This is a genomic window from Candidatus Williamhamiltonella defendens (genome assembly GCF_900699045.1).
Lineage (GTDB): Bacteria > Pseudomonadota > Gammaproteobacteria > Enterobacterales > Enterobacteriaceae > Hamiltonella > Hamiltonella defensa_A.
This window is the reverse complement of record NZ_CAADHL010000007.1, coordinates 1-23664: the sequence shown is the minus strand read 5'-3', so window position 1 is coordinate 23664 and position 23664 is coordinate 1. Positions and strand designations below refer to the sequence as shown.

Here is a 23664-nt window from a genome sequence, read left to right as displayed (position 1 = left end):
TCACCTAACATTACATTTAAATTCTCACTCTAATTAACATCTCTGGCCTTGTTGGCATCTCTTCTGACTGATACAGTAAGTGAATTTAGTGACCTCTTCATTTTTAGGACTCTTCCTCCATTATGTTTAAGAAATTTCGTGGCATGTTTTCTAGTGATTTATCCATTGACTTGGGTACCGCCAATACCCTGATTTATGTTAAAGGAGAAGGAATCGTACTGAATGAACCTTCAGTAGTTGCTATTCGTCAAGATAGAGGCGGCTCCTCTAAAAGAGTCGCTGCTGTAGGTATTGATGCCAAACAGATGTTAGGACGCACTCCGGGTAATATCGCGGCTATTCGTCCTATGAAAGATGGCGTCATTGCCGATTTTTTTGTCACCGAAAAAATGCTCCAGTACTTTATTAAGCAGGTTCATAGCAATAGTTTCATGCGCCCAAGCCCACGTGTATTAGTGTGTGTGCCTGTCGGTGCAACACAAGTGGAACGTCGTGCAATACGAGAATCAGCTCAAGGAGCCGGTGCCCGTCAGGTATTTCTTATTGAGGAACCCATGGCAGCTGCTATTGGCGCAGGTCTACCCGTTTCTGAAGCAACAGGCTCCATGGTAGTTGATATTGGAGGAGGTACTACTGAAGTCGCTGTCATTTCATTAAATGGTGTCGTTTACTCTTCTTCTGTTCGTATTGGTGGTGATCGTTTTGATGAAGCGATCATTAATTACGTGCGCCGCAATTACGGCTCCTTGATTGGTGAAGCGACAGCGGAACGAATTAAACACGGTATCGGATCTGCTTATCCTTGTGATGAAATCTTAGAAATGGAAGTTCGAGGCCGTAATTTAGCGGAAGGAGTACCACGTGGTTTTACTTTGAATTCAAATGAAATTCTTGAAGCGTTACAAGAGCCACTAACGGGTATTCTGAGTGCTATCATGGTTGCTTTAGAACAATGTCCTCCAGAATTAGCGTCTGATATTTCAGAACGTGGGATGGTGTTAACAGGCGGGGGAGCTTTATTACGTAATTTTGAACGCTTATTAATAGAAGAAATAGGTATCCCTGTGGAGGTCTCTGACGATCCTCTGACCTGTGTTGCTCGTGGAGGGGGAAAAGCCTTGGAAATGATCGATATGCACGGCGGTGACTTATTTAGTGAAGAATAAGCATCCATTATGAGGCGTCTTTTTAGTCATGATTCGTCACGTGAATTGCGATTTTTTTGTGCTATTTTTCTGGCTATATTCCTCGTTATTTTAGATGCTCGATTTGGTGCTTTGGTTAAAATACGCCATTATCTTGATAACGTAGTCACACCCTTGTATTTTTTAACAAATTCTCCTGGAAAAATATTAGATCGCGTCTCTAGAATGCTGAAAACGCATCAGCAGTATGAACTAGAAAATCAAACTTTGCGTCTAGATCTCTTCCTTAAAAATATTGATTTAGAAAAATTAAAACAATTAAAAAAAGAAAATAGCCAACTACGAGCGTTGATGGCCTCACCTTTAGTTCAAATAGAAAACAAAATGATAACAGAGGTACTTTCGATAAGTCGTAATCCTTACAGTGATCAAATTGTAATCAATAAGGGAAGCATTCATGGTGTTTATGAGGGGCAGCCTGTGATCAACGACAAAGGCATCGTCGGCCAGGTTATAAGTGTCAGTCAAGTGACTAGCCGAGTGCTCTTAATTTGTGATACATCACACGCTATACCTGTACAGGTTTTACGTAATGATATTAGAGCTGTAGCAGTGGGTAGAGGATGTCAATACGATCTACTACTAGACTATCTCAATAATGACGTAGATATTCATAATGGTGATATTTTGTTGACCTCAGGTTTGGGCGGACGTTTTCCTGAAGGGTATCCTGTTGCTGTCGTTTCTTCAGTGCAAGTCGACTCTCAGAGAGCAGACAGCATTATTACGGCTAGACCGACTGCAAATTTAAAAAATCTCAGGTATTTATTACTGATATGGGATAAAAATTATCATGCGAATATGCCGTTCGATCCCCAAATGCAGTCAACTAGGTGATGGATATAGGTTTCCAAAAAATGATATTAAGTGATGTTATCAAAAAAAGGTATATTTCCTCTTATTCCAGAATAGTGCCTTCTGCAAAGTCAGCCGCGACCTTTTCTCAGAAAAGGTAATATCAATGAGCTATTATAAAAGCCGGGGGCGCTGGGTTATTTATTTGTCATTTTTGATTGGCATCATACTGCAAATCATGCCTTGGCCCTCGCAAATTGATATTTTTCAACCCTCGTGGCTTCTTTTAATTTTTATTTATTGGGTGATAGCTTTACCTCATCGAGTTAACCTGGGCACTGGTTTTATGTTAGGGTTAATTACAGATCTTTTATTGGGCTCTACTCTGGGCATTCACTCATTGGGAATGAGTATTATTGCTTATTTGGTTACCATTAAATTTCAGATATTCCGAAATATAGCATTATGGCAACAAACTTTATTTGTTATATTGCTATCTACAATTATGACCATCACGGTATTTTTGACCGAGTTTTTGATTATTCATGTCTCATTTAATACTGGAATTTTTTCAAATGCCCTCATCAATGGTATTGTTTGGCCTTGGCTATTTTTATTGATGCGAAAAACTCACCGAAAATTTTCGGTCCAATAATAACAATTATATTACAATTTAAGAGAAATAACAGTGACTTCTGAATTATTAATCAATGTCACCCCTTTTGAAACCAGAGTAGCGTATATCGATGACAATATTTTGCAAGAAATTTACATTGAACGTGAAAATGAAAATAAGACAGGCTTAGTTGGAAATATCTATCAGGGCCGTGTTACTAGGATCTTACCAGGAATGCAAGCAGCCTTTATTGATATTCAGCTCGAAAAGGCGGCTTTTCTTCATGCTTCAGATATTCTTTCATTAAAGCCTCCAGAAAATGAGGATCAAAAACAAGACATCGCTGAACTGATTCAACTGGGGCAAAATATCATGGTTCAGGTAATAAAAGATCCATTAGGATCCAAAGGTGCTCGTCTAACTACTCATATTACTTTAGCTTCGCGTTATCTGGTTTTAACCATGACACCAGCAGTAGGAATTTCTCAGCGGCTTGAAAATGAACAAGAAATAGAGCGTTTAAAAAATATCGTTTTGTCTTATTGCGATAAAAAAAATGGCTTTATTATTCGCACTGCCGCTGAAGGAATAGATGAAAAATCATTGGCGTCTGATGCCGACTTTCTTAAATCGCTTTGGGCAAATATCATTGCAGGAAAAACACAAAACGGCATCAAAAATAGTTTGTATACTGAGCTCCCTTTGAAAAAACGGATATTACGTGATTTTACAGTAGTGTCTAGTCTTGATCGCGTTAGGATAGACGATCAACAAACCTATAATTCGTTAAAAGCATTCAGTGAGAAATATATTCCTGAAATGCTCCCTAAATTAGAACATTATCCTATTGAAAAAAAAAATAATCAGCCTCTCTTTAGTTTTTATCATGTTGAAAAAGAAATTCAATCTTTGTTGAATCAGAAAGTGCTATTGAAATCTGGGGGTTGCCTGATCATTGAACAGACAGAAGCAATGACAACCATCGATATTAATACCGCGGGTTTCGTCGGTTATAAAAACCTTGAAGAGACTATCTTTGATACCAATCTTGAAGCAACACTGGTGATTGCACGTCAGCTACGTCTACGAAATTTAGGGGGTATTATCATTATTGATTTTATTGATATGCAAAATGAGGAGCATAAAAAAAACGTATTATCTGCGTTGAAGAAAGCATTAAATCAAGATCGCGTCAAAACAACGGTCGGTGAATTTTCACCCTTAGGATTAATAGAGATCACTCGCAAACGTACCACTGAAAGTATTGAAAAGATACTTTGTGATCGCTGTCAAACTTGCAAAGGCAGAGGTTGGTTTAAATCACCTGAGACCATCTGTCATGAAATTTTCAGAAAAATGATACAGCTACATCATGCTTCTGATTCACAGCAAATATTAGTGTACGTGTCAAATCGTGTTAGTGATTTTCTTCTGCAACAGAAATCGGAGACATTAGCTAAAATACAATGCCTGTTAGGTAAAAAAATTCAAATAAAAACAGACCCGCTTTATACTCAAAATCAGTTTGATATTTTAATAATCTCACCCCCATCTGTTTAATAGATATGGCTGTCCTGTCACACAGGATCACATTGTGTGAATAGGTATTATAATTTTTTAACAATAAAAATAATGAGTGATACATATGCCTCTTAACTTTGTCAGCGAGCAGCTACTTGCTGCTAATAAATTAAATGATCAACATTTATATCAGGTATTAGGCCAACTATCAGAAAAGAAGTTGAGCTACGCAGATCTTTATTTTCAATCCACTTATCATGAAGCTTGGATTATTGAAGATAGTATTATTAAAGAAGGTATCTATAATATAGATCAGGGGGTCGGAGTACGGGCTATCAGTGGCGAAAAAACAGGTTTTTCTTATGCAGATCAAATTACATTGAACACATTACAGAAAAGTGCCTGCTCCGCCAGAAACATAGAAAATCAACCTCATCAAGTAACATCTATATCATTTAAAAAATATCCGCATCCTATTATTTATCCTGCTTTAGATCCCTTACAAAGTCTCCCCCAAGAAGAAAAAATAGCGATCCTACACCAGGTGGATAAAGTTGCTCGAGCGGCCTATCCAGGGGTTCAGCAAGTGACGGCCAGTTTAACTGGCACTTATGAGCTCATTTTGGTGGCCGCAACAGATGAAACACTTGCGGCCGATATACGACCATTGGTGCGTTTATCGGTCAACGTGCTCGTTGAATCTGAAGGAAAGCGTGAACAAGGGAGCAGTGGAGGCGGCGGCCGTTTTGGATATGATTATTTTTTAGGGATAGAAAATGGAGAAATCAGAGCAGAGGTGTTCGCTAAAGAAGCGGTCAGAATAGCTTTAGTGAATCTTTCAGCGCTCCCTGCTCCCGCAGGGAGTATGCCAGTCGTATTGGGTCACGGGTGGCCAGGAGTTTTACTTCATGAAGCAGTGGGGCACGGGTTAGAAAGTGATTTTAATCGTAGGGGAACCTCTGTATTTAGCGGAAAAATAGGCCAAATGGTAGCATCTGAGCTCTGCACTGTGGTCGACGATGGCACCTTAAATGCGCGAAGGGGCTCACTTGCTATTGATGATGAAGGTGTCCCAGGGGGATACAATGTGTTGATTGAAAATGGGGTTTTAAAAAACTATATGCAAGATAAATTAAATGCCCTTTTGATGGGAGTGGCCCCCACGGGTAATGGTCGCCGTCAATCTTATGCCCATTTGCCGATGCCCCGTATGACAAATACTTATATGTTATCAGGGAAATCAACGCCAGAAGAGATCATTAGCAGCGTCGAATATGGTCTTTACGCGATAAATTTTTTAGGTGGGCAAGTCAATATTACTTCTGGTGATTTTGTATTTTCTACTTCAGAAGCTTATTTGATTGAAAACGGATCTATAACACATGCTGTAAAAGGAGCCACTTTGATCGGATCTGGCATTGAAGCTATGCAACAAATTTCTATGGTAGGGAATGATTTAACTTTAGACAAAGGCGTCGGTGTCTGTGGAAAAAATGGACAAAATGTTGCTGTCGGAGTTGGACAGCCAACATTAAAATTAGAGGCAATAACAGTCGGCGGAACAATCTAGGCTATAAAGATCTATATAAACGTATGGCATAGATTTGTAATGGCTGCAGCCTATTACCTCTTTACAGTTCAAGTTCAATAAGAATATAAAACCTAAATCATATGATAAAATTTATTACTGACTTTGTTTCTGAGCATCAAATTTGGATGATCCCCATCATTTTTCTTCTCTCTTTTGGTGAATCACTCGCGTTTGTCTCCTTATTACTCCCCGCGACTCTTATTTTACTTGGTTTTGGTGCATTAATAGGTCAAAGTGCCATTCCTTTTTTTCCAATATATCTTTCAGCTGTGATGGGCGCTTTTTTAGGAGACTGGCTTTCTTACTGGATTGGTGCTCGTTATAACGACAAAATAGCAACAATTTGGCCTCTGTCTCGTTACTCGTATTTATTAAAACGTGTCCATGTATTTTTTGAGCGTTGGGGTATTTTTGGCGCTTTTCTTGGCCGCTTTTTTGGGCCTTTACGTGCTGTTATTCCATTGGTAGCCGGTATTTGTGGTATGTCTCAATACTACTTTCAGTTAGCTAATATAACCTCTGCACTCATTTGGTCATTTGGTGTATTAGCCCCTGGTGCTTTCGGTATACAATGGCTCGCTAATTGGATAGCTTAATCTAGAGTTTTAAAAATGACTGATCGGCACAAAGAAAATAATACGACTCATTTTGGATTTCGTACTGTACATAAAAATAAAAAATCAGATATGGTTGCAGATATATTTGATTCTGTCGCGGCTAAATATGATCTTATGAACGATCTGATGTCATTTGGTATTCATCGTCTTTGGAAAAGATTTACTATTGAATCTAGTGCGGTACGTCATAGCCAAAAAATATTAGATCTTGCAGGTGGCACCGGAGATTTGACAGCAAAATTTTCTAGAATGGTGGGTGAAAAAGGTGAAGTCATTTTGGCAGATATAAATTCCTCCATGTTAATGATAGGCCGTGAAAAAATAAGAAATCAGGGTAAGATTAATAATATTCATTACGTTCAAGCGAATGCAGAATCATTACCCTTTTGTGATAATTACTTTGATTGTATTACGTTTGCTTTTGGTCTACGAAATGTGACTGCAAAAGAAAAAGCATTGTCTTCAATATTGAGGGTATTAAAACCAGGAGGGCGCCTTCTTGTGCTTGAATTTTCAGCGCCTGTATTTCCTTGGTTAAGAAAAATTTATGATGTTTATTCATTCCATGTCTTACCTAAAATGGGAAAAATTATTGCTCAAGATGAACAAAGTTATCGTTATCTCGCGGAATCTATCCGAATGCATCCTGATCAAGAAACACTTAAATTAATGATGATTAATGCAGGATTTGAGCAAGTTACTTATTCGAATTTAACGGGTGGTATTGTAGCTTTACACCGCGGTTTTAAATTTTGAGAGGGCTTATTTCGTGCTGTTATTAGAGAAAGAAAAAAAGACAGAACCAAAAATGATGACAATATTTTTTTCTTCTTTTCTTGAGAGAGCTTTAAATAGCTCATCATTACATGACAAATATATCAATGTAGTTCGTTCACGTCTCTCAGGGAAAGTATTAAACCTGCAGTTAGGTGAATTAAGTTTCTCTTTATCATTTTTATTTACTGAACATCACATTGATGTTTTTACTAATTGGTCTGATGCAGCTGGTTGTACGATTATCACCCGCTTTGATACTCTGCTCAAACTGATGAAAAATCCCGAAACATTATCTTTATTAATACGTGAAGGGAAGATCATAGTAGAAGGCGATATTCATATTATTCAACACTCTGTCACGTTACTCGATATTGTAGAATGGGATATCGCGGAATGCTTATCTCCTTATTTCGGCGATTTAGTCGCAGAAACAATGAAACAGTTTTTTTGTAAAGGCCATGATTTTGTAGTTTCTCATTTAAAGCGAAAAAAACGTCATTTATCAGAGGCTATCACAGAAGAATGGAAACTCATCCCTCCTTCTCTTGCTGTTGAGTCTTTTAAAAAAGAGGTCTGTGTCATTAGCCTCGATTTCGAGGCGCTGAACGCCAGGATATCTCGATTGAAAAAAAATCAATGACGCTAAAAGATATTGGGCGTTTATATTTCATTATTAAAGTATTTCTTAATTATGAATTAAATGAACTCATTCCACGGACGCGTTTTACCCTTCCAATACGAGGGGTTTGTAAATTATTTTTTTGGATCCTATCGCTTGCTAAAGATAAGCCGCTCGGTGAACGTTTGCGTTTAGCTCTCCAAAGATTAGGGCCTGTTTGGATTAAATTTGGGCAAATGATATCCACTCGTCGGGACATTTTTCCTTCTGATATTATTGACGAGCTCGCCCTGTTACAAGATCAAGTTGAGCCGTTTGATGATTTGATTAGTCGCCAACAAATAGAATCTACTTTAGGTGGCACATTAGAAACCTGGTTTGAACATTTTGATCTTAATCCACTCGCTTCGGCTTCGATTGCTCAAGTATACACTGCCCGCTTAAAGAAAAATGGAAAAGAAGTGGTGCTTAAAATGATTCGGCCCGATATTCACGCCGTAATCTTAGCCGACATCAGTTTAATGTATTGTTTAGCCGGATGGCTTCCTAAATTACTTTCTTTTGGGTATCAATTACGCCCCAAAGAGCTCGTCAAAGAATATGAAAAAACGTTATTAAATGAATTGAATCTCTTGCGAGAAGCAGCGAATGCCATGCAATTTCGCCGTAATTTTGAACATAATGAGATGCTTTATATTCCTGAAATTTATTTCGATTATTGTCGTGAAAATCTGCTGGTTATGGAACGTATTTCTGGCATTCCTGTTTCAGATATTACGACTCTACAAAATCAGGGCACCAATATGGAGCTGCTCGCTGAACGAGGAGTTCAAGTCTTTTTCACTCAAGTCTTTCGAGACAGTTTTTTTCATGCAGATATGCATCCCGGTAATATTTTTGTTAATGTTGAAAATCCAGAAAACCCACAATATATTGCGGTTGATTTTGGTATTGTAGGATCTTTAAATAAACAAGATAAACATTACCTTGCAGAAAACTTTATGGCTTTTTTTAATCGTGATTATCGTCGGGTGGCGCAATTATATATTGATTCAGGGTGGATTCCTGTTGACACAGATGTTGAGGATTTTGAATTCGCTATTCGTACAGTTTGCGAACCTATTTTTAAAAAACCTTTAGCTGAAATTTCTTTTGGTCATTTTTTAGTGAATCTTTTTAATACCGCCAGTCGTTTTAATATGAAGATACAGCCTCAATTGATTTTATTGCAAAAAACTCTGTTCTATGTCGAAGGACTAGGTCGTCAACTTTATCCTGAGCTTAATTTATGGACAACGGCAAAACCTTTTTTAGAGAATTGGTTAAAAAGTCAAGTAGGAATACGGTCTGCATTATCGCAATTCAAAGAAAAGATCCCATCATGGACAAAAAAATTGCCTGAGCTTCCTGATTTGTTGTATGACAGTTTGCAGCAGCATAAAAGATGGCAATGTAATGTTAATCAATTTATATCTGGATTTCAAAAAGAAAAAAAACAGTCTCGCAAATCCCGTTATTTGTTTTACATTGGGGCCATATTAGTCACTGCAGGCGTATTCTTAGAGTGGATGGAAGATGGGCTTCTTTTCTTGATATTTTATATTTTAGGTGGGATTCTGTGGTTAAAAGGTTGGAAATATTTAAATTAATTTTACAAGCATAGGAATAGAATATGGGAGGAGTCAGTATCTGGTAAGTACTTGTTATTGCTCTTATTGTACTTTTATTATTTGGCACTAATAAGCTGAGAAACTTATATTCACACGACTGGTGTTGCTTCTCCTTTTTATGCTGCCTCTTAAACTGACTCTAATTCTATCCATATTTATTTCAGTGCCTTTCATTCTTTATGAAGTCTGTGGTTTTATACCCCGGTATTTTATAAAAATGAACGACGCCTTATGCTGACATTAGTGATTTCAAGAACCTGGCTTTTTTATGTGGGCTAGCATTTGCTTACTTTATTGTATTCCCACGTGCATTTGATTTTTTTGTAAAATCACCCCATAAAGGGGGTATTAATCGCTACAAATATCAATCACTATCTAGATTTTATCATGACGTTATTTATGGCGTTTAGTGTTTCTTTTAAAGTGTCAGTTGCTATTATTTTATTCTGTTAGATGGGAACGATGACTCCAGATCAATTGAAAAACCGCCCTTATGTGTTCGTAGGCGCATTTATCATTGGTATGCTTCTAACACGGATGTATTTTCACAAACTTTGCTTGTCATTCCGATCTATTTATTGTTTGAAATCTGGGTGTCGAGTACGAAATTCTATTTGCCTCAGCAGTCATAAAAAGCGTTTATTTTTTAAGCCACACGCTTTTTACCTCATGATTATCGCCCTTAGTCATAATCAAACTGGCTCGTTCACGTGTCGGTAAAATATTTTCATTTAAATTTAATCCATTAATTTCTGTCCATAATTGACGAGCGACAGTTATCGCTTCCTTTTCACAAATTTGAGCATAATGATGAAAGTAAGAATTGGGATTAGAGAAAGCCCCACGACGAAATTGAAGAAATCGGTTAATATACCAATGCGCTAATAAATCATAAGAAGCATCGACATAAATAGAAAAGTCTACAAAATCAGACACAAAAACATGATGAGGATCATGCGGATAATCCATCCCACTTTGTAATACATTTAACCCCTCTAAGATCAAAATATCCGGCTGTTGAACTATTTTTTTTTGATGAGGAATAATGTCGTATCTCAGATGAGAATAAACAGGTGCCTCTACTTTCGGTGTGCCAGATTTGATCTTAGAAATAAACTTAACCAAATTTTTCATATCGTACGACTCTGGGAATCCCTTTTTTTTCATTAACCCTCGTTCGGTTAAAACTTTATTTGAATGCAAAAAACCATCGGTTGTCACCAACTCAACACGTCGATGTTCTGGCCAACAACTGAGTAAAGCCTGTAATAAACGTGCTGTTGTACTTTTACCAACAGCAACACTGCCGGCAATACCAATAACGTAGGGCACGTTTTGCTTGTGAGTACCTAAAAATTCTTCTAGAATCTCCTTCTGCCGTAAATTTGAACTAATATAAAAATTTAATAATCTGGACAGAGGTAAATAAATAGCAGCCACTTCTTCTAACGAAAGATTTTCATTAATCCCCCTTAACCTGATAATTTCTTCTTCTGTGAATATTAATGGAACAGAATCACGCAATGAAGCCCATTGAGCTCGATCAAACTGTAAGTAATGCGTTGCCAAATGGGCGTTTTTTGGATTCATCAATTGACTTTACTCATTGTCAGGATTTCTAAATGACATCTATAGTACATCTCATCAATCCTATTACGAAGAAATCTATACCTTAATAAAAAATTTTAGCCATCTGTTTTATCTTCATGGAAGAAGATCTATTTTTGAGTTTCAGGTATGATCTTGTCTTGTATAAAACGCTATATTCTATATCCCTCGGCATGAAGCTCAAAGTGTTTGTCGCACTGTAGCAGAAGAGCATCGTCAAGGTAGCCTGTGATCAATGTGGTACAATGACAGAAAATCTTTTAATGAGTTTTGTTTGAATGGAGTTTGCCGTGTCACTTTCGCTTTGGCAGCAATGTCTTGCCAGATTACAAGACGAATTACCTGCCACAGAATTTAGTATGTGGATACGCCCTATACAGGTGGAATTGATCGACAATACTTTAACGTTTTATGCACCTAATCGTTTTGTTTTGGATTGGGTTCGGGATAAATATATTCATCATATTTATCATTTATTAAATGATTTTTCTCCTCATGAAATGCCGTCTCTTCGCTTTGAAGTAGGGAATAAATCATCCCCCCCAATCGACTCTGCAACGAACCGACCAACTTCTTTAAAATCAAGTTGGGAGCCTTCCCCTATTAAATCTGGGTATGTTTATCGATCTAATGTCAATCTTAAAAACACCTTTGATACTTTCGTAGAGGGTAAATCCAATCAGTTAGCTCGAGCTGCCGCAATACAGGTCTCTGGTAACCCAGGAGGTGCTTATAATCCTCTTTTTTTATATGGCGACACAGGTCTTGGAAAAACACATTTATTGCACGCTGTAGGCAATGGCATTATTGCGCATAAAACTAAAGCAAAAGTAGTATATATGCACTCTGAACGCTTTGTGCAAGACATGGTTAAAGCGTTACAAAATAATGCGATCGAAGAATTTAAACGCTATTATCGTTCTGTCGATGCCTTGTTAATAGATGACATTCAATTTTTTGCCAATAAAGCACGTTCTCAAGAAGAGTTCTTTCACACTTTTAATGCCTTATTAGAAGGCAAGCAGCAAATTATTTTGACGTCTGATCGTTATCCTAAAGAGATTAATGGAGTCGAAGATCGGCTTAAATCTCGTTTTGGTTGGGGATTAACCGTGGCAATTGCCCCCCCAGAACTTGAAACACGCGTAGAGATTTTAATGAAAAAGGCGGATGAAAATAATATTCGGTTACCAGGAGAAGTATCTTTTTTCATCGCTAAACGTTTACGATCTAATGTACGTGAACTTGAAGGTGCTTTGAACAGGGTGATGGCGAACGCAAATTTCACAGGCAAGGCGATTACTATCGATTTTGTACGAGACGCTTTACGGGATTTATTAGCCCTGCAGGAAAAGTTGGTCACCATTGATAATGTTCAAAGAACAGTTGCCGCGTATTATAAAATTAAGGTCGCTGATTTACTTTCCAAAAGGCGTTCACGTTTCATCGCCCGACCACGTCAAATGGCGATGGCTTTAGCTAAAGAACTCACCAATCATAGTCTTCCTGAAATTGGCAATGCGTTTGGGGGACGCGATCACACCACTGTACTGCACGCTTGCCGAAAAATAGAACAATTGTGTGAAGAAAGTCATAACATGAAAGAAGATTTTTCTAATCTAATTCGAACATTATCCTCCTAGTATATAAAACGATGACATGAAATTTATTATTGAGCGTGAACATCTATTAAAACCATTACAACAGGTTATCAGCCCTTTATCCGCGCGTCCAGCGATGCCTATTCTTGGAAACTTACTATTACAGGTCAATGAGAATATGTTGTTTTTGACAGCTACTGATCTACAAATGGAGATGGTCGTTCGAGTGGTTTTATCTCATTCTGATTTGCATGAGTCAGGTTCTACCACCGTTCCCGCTCGCAAGTTTTTTGATATTTGGAGAGGATTGTTAGAAGGATCGACCATCACCGTAACCTTAGATGGTGATCGCTTACTTGTCTATTCAGGGCGAAGTCGATTTTCGCTTTCTACTTTACCCTCATCTGGTTTCCCTAATTTAGGGGATTGGAAAACTCAGGTCGCATTTTCGTTACCCCAAGAAACATTAAAAAAATTAATTGATCTCACTCAGTTTTCTATGGCACATCAAGATGTCCGTTATTATCTCAACGGAATGTTCTTCGAAACAGAAAATAAAGAGTTACGTACCGTTGCAACGGACGGACATCGTTTGGCAGTGTGTTCTATGTCTATAAATGAGACTTTACCTTCCTATTCAGTCATAGTTCCTCGTAAAGGAGTGATAGAATTAGGACGTTTATTAGAGACTAGCGTTCATCCTATAAAGTTGCATATCGGTGAGCATAACATTCGAGCTCATCTGGATAATTTGACCTTCACCTGTAAATTAATCGATGCGCGTTTCCCTGATTATCGTCGGGTTCTTCCAAAAAATCCGAATAAAATACTTGAAGCAAAATGTGACCTTCTCAAGCAAGCTTTTTCCAGAGTGGCTATTTTATCGAACGAAAAATTTCGGGGTGTACGACTTTATCTAAGCCATAATCAACTAAAAATAACGGCTAATAATCCGGAACAAGAAGAAGCAGAAGAAATTGTAGATATTGAATACGAGGGAGAAGCACTCGAAATTGGTTTAAACGTAAGTTATATACTCGATATTCTCAACATTTTGAAATGTGACAAAGTCCGTTTTCTGTTGATTAATGCGGCCAGTAGCCTGCAAATTGAAGATCATGTAAGTCAGATGGTGAGCTATATTCTCATGCCGATGCGGCTTTAATGTTGATATGAGTATTCAATGACATGAACACGATTACTAATTCGTATTTTTCGTAAAATCGCTTACGCAGGCCTATTTTTGGGAATAAAATTTAATTTTTTATCGGCAGGAATGACTCAGGTAAAACCAACTTACTAGAAGCTATTTATACTTTGTATCATGGTAATATATTGCGCACTTCACCAACGGGATATCTTATTCGTCATGATACTCATGATTTTATGCCGCATGCGAGGCTAAAAAGCTCATGCAACCGCGGTCATCAGGTTAAGCAAAAATCGTCAAGGCGAAACACAAGTACGTATCGATGAATCGAGCAGACATACGTGCGATAATTTAGCGACAATGCTTCCGATATAATTCATGACACCTGAAGGTTTTTCTTTACTCTTTAGCGGCCCTAAGTTTCGGCAAGCTTTTCTGGATTTAGACTATTTCCATCATAAATCCGAGTTTTTTAATATATAGGCAAATTTTCAAAAATCACTCAGACAACGTAACACCTTATTACAGAGCATAAACTGTTATGATCATATCTATCTTTGGGATAAAGAACTGATTCCTCTATCTACAGATGTCAGAGAATGGCGAAAAAATACATTGAAATGCTTGTACCCGATATTACTGCTGAAGCTGTCACGGAACTTCTCTTTGCAACGGGGATGGGATCTGAATCTGGCATATGACGAGTTATTAAAAAAGCAGTTTGAACGCAATAAAATACTAGCTTACAGCAAGCTATGGCTCTCATAAAACAGATTTTCGTGTCAGAACAGAGGGCAAAACGGTATAAAATGTATTATTAAGAGGCCAGATAAAATTATTGATCTGCGCACTTAGATTAACATAGGGAAAATTATTGACCCAGCAACCTGGGCTAAATTTTTTATTTGTTTGATGATTTTCCTTCTGAATTAGATGCGACTAGAGGACAATTATGAATCGAATGTTTGAAATCAACTCAAGCGCAATTTTTTATCAATACCATCAACAACGAAGCTATCGTTGACATGGTCAATGACACCGCAAAAATATTTCTTGTCGAAGACGGCAAAATAGCGCTTCAATCATACAGTTAAAATTAAGAGAGAAACTGAATGTCAAATACTTATGATTCATCAAATATCAAGGTATTAAAAGGGCTGGATGCCGTTCGTAAACGTCCAGGGATGTATATTGGTGATACAGATGATGGAACTGGTTTACACCATATGGTGTTTGAGGTTGTGGATAATGCGATCGACGAATCCCTTGCTGGATATTGTAAAAAAATCACGGTCCTTATTCATGATGATAATTCTGTGTCAGTAGAAGATGATGGTCGAGGCATTCCGACCGGTATGCACGAGGAAGAAGGAGTTTCGGCAGCCGAGGTTATCATGACTGTCTTACATGCTGGCGGTAAATTTGATGACAACTCCTATAAAGTGTCAGGCGGATTGCATGGTGTAGGGGTTTCAGTGGTGAACGCCTTATCTGAAAAATTAGAGCTAACTATTTCTCGTGAAGGCTCGATACACCAACAAACTTATGTCATGGGTGAGCCGAAATCGCCTTTAAAAGTGATGGGTAAAACGGAATTAACAGGAACTAAGGTCCGTTTTTGGCCGAGCATGAAAACCTTTACCAACCAAACGGAATTTCAATACGATATTTTGGCAAAACGTCTACGTGAGCTGTCTTTTCTCAATTCTGGTGTTTTCATTTGCCTTCAAGACAAACGTAACGATCAAGAAAAGCATTTTCACTATGACGGTGGTATTCAAGCTTTTGTGACATATTTAAACAAAAATAAAACCCCCATTCACCCAAAGGTATTTTATTTTTCGACGGTTAAAGATGACATTGGTGTAGAAGTCGCTCTGCAGTGGAATGATGGCTTTCAGGAAAACATTTACTGCTTTACCAATAACATCCCACAGAGAGATGGCGGAACCCATTTGGTCGGTTTCCGAGCCGCGATGACCCGCACTATGAACAGTTATATTGAAAAAGAAGGTTTCAGCAAAAAATCAAAAATCAATGCGACTGGAGACGATGCGCGTGAAGGTTTAATCGCAGTCATTTCAGTCAAAGTGCCGGATCCCAAATTTTCCTCTCAAACAAAAGACAAGCTGGTATCTTCTGAGGTCAAAACAGCGGTTGAAACCTTGATGAATGAAAAACTGGTCGAGTATCTTCTTGAAAATCCCTCTGATGCAAAAACAATTGTCAATAAAATTATCGATGCGGCGCGTGCCCGTGAAGCGGCTCGTAAAGCTCGTGAAATGACAAGACGGAAAGGTACCTTAGACCTCGCCGGTTTGCCTGGGAAATTGGCGGATTGCCAAGAGCGTAATCCGGCTTTATCTGAAATTTATCTGGTAGAAGGCGACTCAGCAGGCGGATCTGCAAAACAGGGCCGAAACCGTAAAAATCAAGCCATTTTGCCTTTAAAGGGAAAAATCTTGAACGTAGAGAAAGCGCGTTTTGACAAAATGCTAGCTTCTGAAGAAGTCGCTACGCTCATCACGGCCTTAGGTTGTGGGATAGGCAGAGACGAATATAATCCAGACAAATTACGTTACCACAGCATTATTATTATGACGGATGCGGATATCGATGGCTCACATATCCGTACTTTATTGTTGACTTTTTTTTACCGACAAATGCCTGAATTGATTGAACGAGGACATATTTTTATTGCACAACCTCCTTTATACAAAGTAAAAAAAGGCAAGCAAGAAAAATACATCAAAGATGATGATGCCATGGAAAACTACCAGATGTCTTTAGCTTTGGAAGGCGTCGAATTTCATACTCATCCACAGGCACCTGCGTTTTCTAGTTCCTCGCTCGAAAAATTTTTGCATCAACACTATAGTGTGCAAAAAACGCTTAATCGAATGGAACGTCGATATCCTCGGGCGCTTTTAAATCAGATGATCTATCAACCAACCTTACATGAAAACGATCTCAAAGATCCTGAAAAACTTCAAGCTTGGATGACGCTTCTAGTGGATAAATTAAACGAAAAAGAAACGCAATGCAGTCATTATATTTTTGTGTTAAATAAAAATATAGAGAAGAAAATATATGACCCTGTATTGAGGATTCGTACCCATGGTGTTGATACGGACTATCTGCTCGATCTGCATTTTATTCAAAGTGGCGAATATCAAAAAATTTGTTACTGGGGCGATCAATTACGAGATCTGTTAGAACCTGGTGCTTTCCTTCAACGAGGAGAAAAAAAGATCTGTATCAACAGTTTTGAAGAGGCCATAGATTTGCTGATGAAAGAATCTCGTCGTGGCTTAGCCATTCAGCGCTACAAAGGATTGGGAGAAATGAATCCGAGCCAGCTCTGGGAAACCACCATGGATCCCAAAACGCGCCGTATGCTACAGGTCAGGATAAACGATGCGATCGCCGCAGATCAATTGTTTACAACATTAATGGGAGATGCGGTAGAACCTAGACGAAATTTTATCGAAGAGAACGCTTTAAAAGCAACTAATATTGATATTTAAAGTTAATTTCAGGCTTCCCTAATAGTACGAGCGTATTCGAATGAATGAATGGAAAAAATAGATAGATGGCACAACGCCGGCATACCAAATCGCATATAATCGACATAGTCGATTAATATTTTAAGCTAAATGTGCGTCTTGTTGATAAAATACATTATTTTTTTGAATTTATTTGAGATTTTTTAATACAGGTTAATATACCGCGTAGAATATTGAGCTCCTTATTCTCTAGTCGAGCACGTGTAAATAATCGTCGTAACTGATGCATTATTTGTCTTGGACGAGCCGGATGAATAAAACCAACGTGCAGCAAAACTTCTTCTAAATGTTGATAAAAACATTCTAACCCTTTGACTAAAGGGTAATTGGGTATTTTTGATATCTGAGATTCAGAGGCGCTTTTTAAATAAGCACGTCTAATTTCATAACACAAAATTTGGACTGCCATTGCTAAATTCAGCGAGCTGTATTCTGGGTTAGTTGGGATGAACACATGATAGTGGCATTTTTGCAATTCGAGATTGCTCAAACCTGTCCGCTCACAACCAAACACTAATGCAACAGGGCCACTCTCAGCCTGATGAAGACTATATAGTGCGCATTGTTTAGGATCTATTTCCGGCCAAGATAAAGTTCGTGAACGTGCGCTGGCACCTATCACCAGATTACATTCAGCCAAGGCAGTATCCAGATTGGCTACCAGAGTAGCCCGCTCGATCAAATCAGCGGCCCCGGCCGCTAATGCTATGGTTTTTGCGTCCGGTTTTTTAGATAGATTAACTAAATAGAGATTACTCAATCCCATGGTTTTCATTGCTCTTGCGACAGAGCCTATATTGCCGGGGTGAGAGGTTTCAACCAAAACAATACGAATATTATGCAATATACGAACCATAAAAATACTCAGTTAAAAAGCAAATCTTATCGCATGATGAAGTTTGCCCCTCTTTCATGATTTTATTAAAATGTGTATACTCGCCCGCTTTTGGCTATGGGTTCTTGATTTATAGACCTCTTGCTCTTTAACATCTGTTTATGGATACCAATCAATGCACCCGATACTCAATATCGCCATACGCGCGACCCGAAAAGCAGGGAATTTTATTGCTAAATGTTATGAAACTCCCTCTTATAATGAAGAAAATAATGAGTTTGTCTCTTTTGTGCAACAAAAAGCAGCGCAGAGGATTATTGAAACAATTCATCAATCCTATCCTACTCACATTGTGACTATAAAATATAACGATGCGGTACCAGAGAAAGAGTCTGATATTCATTGGATAGTGGATCCAATAAACGGTATAAATAATTTCCTGAAACGCCTCCCTCATTTTTCTATTTCTATTGCTTTACGTGTCAAAAGACGGACAGAAATAGCCATCGTGTATGATCCTATTCGTAATGAATTATTTACTACCACTCGAGGACAAGGTGCTCAACTTAATGGTTATCGTCTCCGCATTAATAATAAAAAGAAGGATCTCACAGGCAGTACAATCAGTACTCTTTTCTCTATCGAGCAAAAAAAGCACGCACCACATGAGCTGAGCCAATTGATCATGTTGCTTATCAACAAAAAAATAAATTTTCATTGTTCTGGCTCATCTGCCCTCGATTTTGCCTATGTCGCCGCAGGCCGTTTGGATAGTTTTTTTGCTATCTCCATTAAAAAACAAGATTTTTGGGGAGGGGAAATGTTGGTGAGTGAGGCAGGTGGGCTTGTCACCGACCTTGCAGGGGGCCATGATTATGAGATCTCTGAAAATATCATTGCGGCTCACCCCATAATGATCAAAGCGTTACTGAAAGCTATAGCTGAAATAAAAATGGACAAAGAATAGAAAAATAAAACTGTATGTCTTTTTTAAACTATTTTAGCGCCCCCTATATAAAAAACAAGGAGGGGCCCTATCAAATCTAATAAAAACTATATTTTTTTGTTTCCGACCATATCTTCTGGACACACCCACTTTTCAAACTGTTCCTCCGTCAGATAGCCTAATGTTAACGCCGACGCTTTAAGCGTAAGACCTTTTTTATGTGCTAACGTCGCAATATCCGCCGCTTTGTCATAACCAATATGCGTATTTAGCGCCGTCACTAACATCAGTGAATTATTTAATAACTGTGTGATACGTGTTCTGTTAGGTTGAATATCTTTTGCACAATATTGGTTAAACCCATGTATGCCATCTGATAATAATGCTATAGATTGCAGATAATTATAAATAATCATGGGGCGGAATACATTCAATTCAAAATTACCTGAAGCACCTCCAATGTTAATCGCGACATCATTTCCCATCACCTGGGCACATAACATGGTCATGGCTTCACATTGGGTAGGATTGACTTTACCTGGCATGATCGAGCTGCCAGGCTCATTTTCAGGAATGATGATTTCGCCAATCCCCGAACGAGGGCCAGATGCAAGCCATCTGATATCATTGGCAATTTTCATTAATGACGCGGACAGACCTTTTATGGCACCATGTCCATGCACTAATGCATCACAGGTCGCCAACGCTTCAAATTTATTTGTCGCACTGACAAAGGGCTCTTTTGTCATCTCTGCGATTTTTTGCGCGACACGTTCAGCATATTCTGGATGTGTATTTAACCCAGTGCCTACGGCTGTCCCGCCTAATGCTATCTCATAAAGATGCGGTAAAGTGTCTTGGATATGATCGATGCTATGAGATAACATCGCGGCCCAACCTGATATTTCTTGGCCTAAACTGAGCGGCGTGGCATCTTGCAAATGCGTACGGCCGATTTTCACAATAGAATTGAACTCAGCTGATTGTTCTTGAAAAGTTTTTTGTAATATTTTTAATTGCAATAATAAATTTTTCTTAAGCGCACACACCACAGATATGTGCATGGCAGTTGGAAAAACATCATTAGAACTTTGGCTTTTATTCACATCGTCATTAGGATGGACCAAACACGCCATGCCTCTTTTCCCGCCTAAAAGTTCACTGGCTCTATTGGCGAGAACTTCATTGATATTCATATTGGTTTGTGTGCCAGATCCTGTTTGCCAAACAGATAGAGGGAATTCGTCAATATGTTTTTTTTCTATAATTTCTTGAGCGGCTTTCATAATGGCCTCGCCCTTTGTTTTTTCTAAACATCCCAAATCGATATTCACTTTAGCGGTGGCATATTTTACGATAGCGAGCGCTTCAATTAATAAAACTGGTATTTTTTCAGTAGAAATAGAAAAATGCTGCAATGAACGCTGAGTTTGAGCCCCCCATAATTGTCTATCCGGTACTTCTATAGAACCCATGGCATCTTTTTCAATACGTTTTATGAGCATAAAGACTCCGGTTGATATTAGGATTAAATCCTTTTTAAGGGGCTCTTAAAAGAGGATTTTAATGAATTGGTAAATTCTAACATGCGATTTAAAGGAATCAATGCTTTTTCAATCAATCCTTTTTCAACAAAAATTTCATAAGGGCGGCCCTGTACTTCTAGTGCCTCGGCCATGGCTTGTAAATCATTCATTGCCATCCAAGGGCAATGAGCACAACTTTTACATGTTGCGCCTTCACCGGCTGTAGGGGCGGCCAGTAGCGTTTTATCAGGACATATTTGCTGCATTTTATAAAAAATGCCTCGGTCTGTTGCAAGGATTAATGTTTGATTAGGTAAGCTTTTGGCTGCTTGGATCAGTTGGCTGGTTGATCCTACGGCATCTGCCAACTCGATTACCGTTTGAGGAGATTCTGGGTGCACTAACACCGCCGCGTCAGGATACAGTGCCTTCATTTGAAATAAGGCCTGTGTTTTAAATTCATCATGAACAATACAAGCCCCTTGCCAACAAAGGATATCAGCTCCCGTTTTTTTTTGAATATAATGTCCTAAATGTTTATCTGGCGCCCAAATGATTTTTTTCCCTAAATCGTCCAGATGTTCTATCAATTCCACCGCAATACTCGAGGTGACAACCCAATCTGCTCTTGCTTTGACTGCAGCCGAGGTGTTAGCGTAGACTACCACGGTACGATCAGAATAAGCATCACAAAAAGCGCTAAATGCATCGGCAGGGCAACCTAAATCCAAAGAGCATTCCGCTTTTAACGTCGGCATCAATACCGTTTTTTCTGGGCTCAAAATTTTAGCTGTTTCCCCCATAAACCGAACGCCGGCAACCAGTAAAGTCGATGTAGGATGATGGAAACCAAAACGCGCCATTTCTAATGAGTCGGCAACACAGCCCCCTGTTTCTTCTGCCAAAGATTGAATATCTGGGCTGGTGTAATAGTGCGCGATCAATACTGCCTTCCATTTTTTTAACAATCCTGTGATTTTTTCACGATAAAATACGGTTTCATCATGGCTTAATGAAACGGGAGCAGTAGGGAACAGATAATCAGTTGAATTTAGATCTAACATAGGTCATCGCTTATACATCGTTCAATTTTTGCATTAAATGCCATACAGATTGCACTTGTTGAATCAAATTTTCAATAATCAAAAGGTACTCATGTATTCAATTTATTGATTGTTGTGCAAAGTCAATGTTTTTAAAGAGGAATGTATGACAAAGTAATTCGAATATTTATGAATGCGAATCTTATCTTTAAAGACCAATCAACAAATTTCATGTTTGACTAAAAAATCTTATTATAAAATTTCTCTAACGACTCAGGCATGCAGTTTTTTATCTGCTTTTAATGAGTTTAAAAAACTTTTGATCTCTTAATCGTTATATGTTGAAAGACCATGTCATTTAAATAAATAATGATAATATCGATCTATCTTGTAATTATTGTTTTTACAAATACTTGCTATATTAACATATGTCAAATTAGTTTTTCCGAAAAGTTCCTGTTGAAGTATGTAAAAAGCAGCTTGATCTACAAGACCTTAAAATCTGTTTTAGCAAATCATCTGTAGAATTTTATTATTAAAACCATGATCTTTCCCATTCTCTTCACATATATTTTTGATTTTTGAAATTCCTAGAAAATTATCTAATTCAGATTTAATATTTTCAAATAAAACGAAGGCTATCGCTATTCCAGTTACTTTTTCTTTTTTATTTGTATGCGCCCATTTTAAAGCGCATTGTATTTATTTCGATACTGGATCACTGTTTTAAAATTTATGCATTTGATTTTCTTGAATAATTTAGAAAAATTTCTCCTTGAGGACGTACATCTATTTTTAAAATTTAAAAAATTATTTAATTGAATATTGTTATTTAAATTTTTTATTTTTTTGAAATAATTTTTCACCTTATTTAAAAAGTATTTTTTTGATGGTATCTCAAAAACATATTTTCTATTTGTAGAAAAACAGAATTTTTATATGCATAACCACTCAATTAAAATATATAAATTATATTTGAATATTTTAATTGAAGTATTTAATAAATTTTTACAAAAAACGCGGTCTTTCATCTATAAGATGATCAAAATTAATCTGTTCCTATAAAATTTTTCAAGAGAGCATAGAAAAATATATTATTTAATTAATAAAAATAATTTTTTTGATATAAAATATGCTGAAAAATATAAAATGTAAAAAAAGAAAATTATTTTTATTTATAACGTTTATAGAATCATTGAAAACCTAAAAACAATCTAATAATAAAGTAGATTAATACGTTTTCTTTTAACGGTATAGTGCCCTCTAGCGCATTTTTAGTATCAAGGGCGCATGAGAGGCACTGTAATACCCAAAAAGAATGTTTAACCTTAGCCCTGATTTTCGCAAGAAAACCTTGATGATGAAGTGTTTTCCTCTACCTAGTGGTTTAAGAGCCAACCGCGCGAAAACTTACGATAAATAATGTTATGAAAATCATTTTCTATTTTTAAAATACTCGAAAGTTTCTATTTTATAAAAGCATGCAGTTAGTTTGATTATTCATCAGATTTCATAAATTTATTTTTGAAATACCCTCTCTTTCTATTTCCTTGAATCATAGTGCTTTCAGATTCAGTTTCTTTTATACAGGAAGCACTTGAACATATTAATACGTCAAGCTTTATCGTGGGTATATGTGTGCTCAATGTTATTGAAGTCAGAAGACGAAGTCCGAAGATATTTCAACGATTTTTGAATGATTTTAATTATCTTAAAAGGAGCACCCATCGTAATCATGGGTCAACACTGTTGTAAATAGTTGAAGATATGAGATGAAATTTAAAATTTTGTATTAATGATAGCAGTGATGGGGAGATTCGAACTCCCAACTCCCGGTTTTGGAGACCGGTACTCTACCAATTGAACTACACCCCTAAAATATCTTTTCGGTAAGTATATCCTCAACAGAAGGGCTTGCATCTAAACATTTTAGATGCTTATATAAGGAGCCTGGCGGTGTCCTAGTCTCACATGGGGA

At 37.6% G+C, this 23664-nt stretch carries 18 protein-coding genes, 1 tRNA gene and 2 pseudogenes; 16 read left to right on the top strand and 5 right to left on the bottom strand.

Annotated elements, in window-relative coordinates; genetic code table 11:
* The first annotated feature begins 122 nt into the window (after positions 1-122).
* From CICURV3402_RS06035 to tatC, 11 genes and pseudogenes are all read left to right on the top strand, one after another.
* The gene (locus CICURV3402_RS06035) at positions 123-1166 is read left to right on the top strand and encodes a rod shape-determining protein (RefSeq protein WP_158380250.1); all 1044 of its coding nucleotides are present in this window, start codon (positions 123-125) and stop codon (positions 1164-1166) included.
* Between the two features lie 9 nt (positions 1167-1175).
* A complete protein-coding gene (mreC, locus tag CICURV3402_RS06030; protein WP_158380249.1) occupies positions 1176-2042 on the top strand; it encodes a rod shape-determining protein MreC in 867 nt (288 codons plus the stop codon).
* A 124-nt stretch (positions 2043-2166) separates the two neighbouring features.
* Positions 2167-2655, top strand: a complete 489-nt coding sequence (mreD, locus tag CICURV3402_RS06025; RefSeq protein WP_158380248.1) for a rod shape-determining protein MreD — start codon at positions 2167-2169, stop codon at positions 2653-2655.
* 33 nt (positions 2656-2688) lie between these two features.
* Positions 2689-4176 carry a ribonuclease G gene (rng, locus tag CICURV3402_RS06020; RefSeq protein ID WP_158380247.1) on the top strand — a complete coding sequence of 496 codons (1488 nt, stop codon included), beginning with the start codon at positions 2689-2691 and terminating at the stop codon, positions 4174-4176.
* Positions 4177-4261: 85 nt separating this feature from the next.
* Positions 4262-5707 (top strand): metalloprotease TldD, encoded by a 1446-nt coding sequence (gene tldD, locus CICURV3402_RS06015; RefSeq protein WP_158380246.1) that lies wholly within the window; start codon positions 4262-4264, stop codon positions 5705-5707.
* 101 nt (positions 5708-5808) lie between these two features.
* Positions 5809-6324, top strand: coding sequence for a DedA family protein (locus tag CICURV3402_RS06010; RefSeq protein ID WP_158380245.1), 516 nt, complete (start codon positions 5809-5811; stop codon positions 6322-6324).
* Between the two features lie 15 nt (positions 6325-6339).
* Complete coding sequence (ubiE, locus tag CICURV3402_RS06005; protein ID WP_158380244.1) at positions 6340-7101, top strand: bifunctional demethylmenaquinone methyltransferase/2-methoxy-6-polyprenyl-1,4-benzoquinol methylase UbiE; 762 nt, start codon at positions 6340-6342, stop codon at positions 7099-7101.
* 52 nt (positions 7102-7153) lie between these two features.
* Positions 7154-7762 carry a ubiquinone biosynthesis accessory factor UbiJ gene (locus tag CICURV3402_RS06000; protein ID WP_158380243.1) on the top strand — a complete coding sequence of 203 codons (609 nt, stop codon included), beginning with the start codon at positions 7154-7156 and terminating at the stop codon, positions 7760-7762.
* Positions 7759-9390, top strand: a complete 1632-nt coding sequence (ubiB, locus tag CICURV3402_RS05995) for a ubiquinone biosynthesis regulatory protein kinase UbiB (RefSeq protein WP_158380242.1) — start codon at positions 7759-7761, stop codon at positions 9388-9390. Before CICURV3402_RS06000 ends, ubiB begins: the two co-directional genes overlap by 4 nt.
* Before the next feature lie 23 nt (positions 9391-9413).
* Positions 9414-9503 (top strand): annotated as a pseudogene (locus CICURV3402_RS07400) (twin-arginine translocase TatA/TatE family subunit); the annotation flags it as partial.
* A gap of 4 nt (positions 9504-9507) precedes the next feature.
* Positions 9508-10043: pseudogene (gene tatC, locus CICURV3402_RS07015) on the top strand (twin-arginine translocase subunit TatC); the annotation flags it as partial.
* 7 nt (positions 10044-10050) lie between these two features.
* Here the strand turns inward: tatC and coaA are convergent.
* A complete protein-coding gene (gene coaA / locus CICURV3402_RS05990; RefSeq protein ID WP_158380241.1) occupies positions 10051-11001 on the bottom strand; it encodes a type I pantothenate kinase in 951 nt (316 codons plus the stop codon).
* A 308-nt stretch (positions 11002-11309) separates the two neighbouring features.
* Here coaA and dnaA point away from each other — a divergent pair, with 308 nt between their 5' ends.
* From dnaA to gyrB, 4 genes are all read left to right on the top strand, one after another.
* On the top strand, positions 11310-12662 hold the full coding sequence (dnaA, locus tag CICURV3402_RS05985) for a chromosomal replication initiator protein DnaA (protein ID WP_158380261.1): 1353 nt from the start codon (positions 11310-11312) through the stop codon (positions 12660-12662).
* A gap of 16 nt (positions 12663-12678) precedes the next feature.
* Entirely contained in the window at positions 12679-13785 is a 1107-nt protein-coding gene (gene dnaN, locus CICURV3402_RS05980) for a DNA polymerase III subunit beta (protein WP_158380240.1), read from the top strand.
* A gap of 950 nt (positions 13786-14735) precedes the next feature.
* Positions 14736-14864: a hypothetical protein gene (locus tag CICURV3402_RS07280; RefSeq protein ID WP_268904322.1), complete on the top strand. Its 129-nt coding sequence runs from the start codon at positions 14736-14738 to the stop codon at positions 14862-14864.
* Between the two features lie 18 nt (positions 14865-14882).
* Positions 14883-17297 (top strand): DNA topoisomerase (ATP-hydrolyzing) subunit B, encoded by a 2415-nt coding sequence (gene gyrB / locus CICURV3402_RS05975; RefSeq protein WP_158380239.1) that lies wholly within the window; start codon positions 14883-14885, stop codon positions 17295-17297.
* Between the two features lie 154 nt (positions 17298-17451).
* Here gyrB and trmJ read toward each other — a convergent pair whose 3' ends face one another.
* Positions 17452-18183, bottom strand: coding sequence for a tRNA (cytosine(32)/uridine(32)-2'-O)-methyltransferase TrmJ (gene trmJ, locus CICURV3402_RS05970; protein WP_187306996.1), 732 nt, complete (start codon positions 18181-18183; stop codon positions 17452-17454).
* A gap of 163 nt (positions 18184-18346) precedes the next feature.
* On the opposite strand from trmJ, the gene CICURV3402_RS05965 reads away from it, so the two are divergent.
* Complete coding sequence (locus CICURV3402_RS05965) at positions 18347-19138, top strand: inositol monophosphatase family protein (RefSeq protein WP_158380237.1); 792 nt, start codon at positions 18347-18349, stop codon at positions 19136-19138.
* Between the two features lie 86 nt (positions 19139-19224).
* Here the strand turns inward: CICURV3402_RS05965 and fumC are convergent, their stop codons facing one another.
* The 3 genes from fumC to CICURV3402_RS05950 all read right to left on the bottom strand — a co-directional run bounded on the left by fumC (position 19225) and on the right by CICURV3402_RS05950 (position 23561).
* Complete coding sequence (gene fumC, locus CICURV3402_RS05960; protein ID WP_158380236.1) at positions 19225-20622, bottom strand: class II fumarate hydratase; 1398 nt, start codon at positions 20620-20622, stop codon at positions 19225-19227.
* 23 nt (positions 20623-20645) lie between these two features.
* Positions 20646-21707: a quinolinate synthase NadA gene (nadA, locus tag CICURV3402_RS05955; RefSeq protein ID WP_158380235.1), complete on the bottom strand. Its 1062-nt coding sequence runs from the start codon at positions 21705-21707 to the stop codon at positions 20646-20648.
* Between the two features lie 1781 nt (positions 21708-23488).
* Positions 23489-23561, bottom strand: a tRNA-Trp gene (locus CICURV3402_RS05950).
* Positions 23562-23664: the final 103 nt, after the last annotated feature.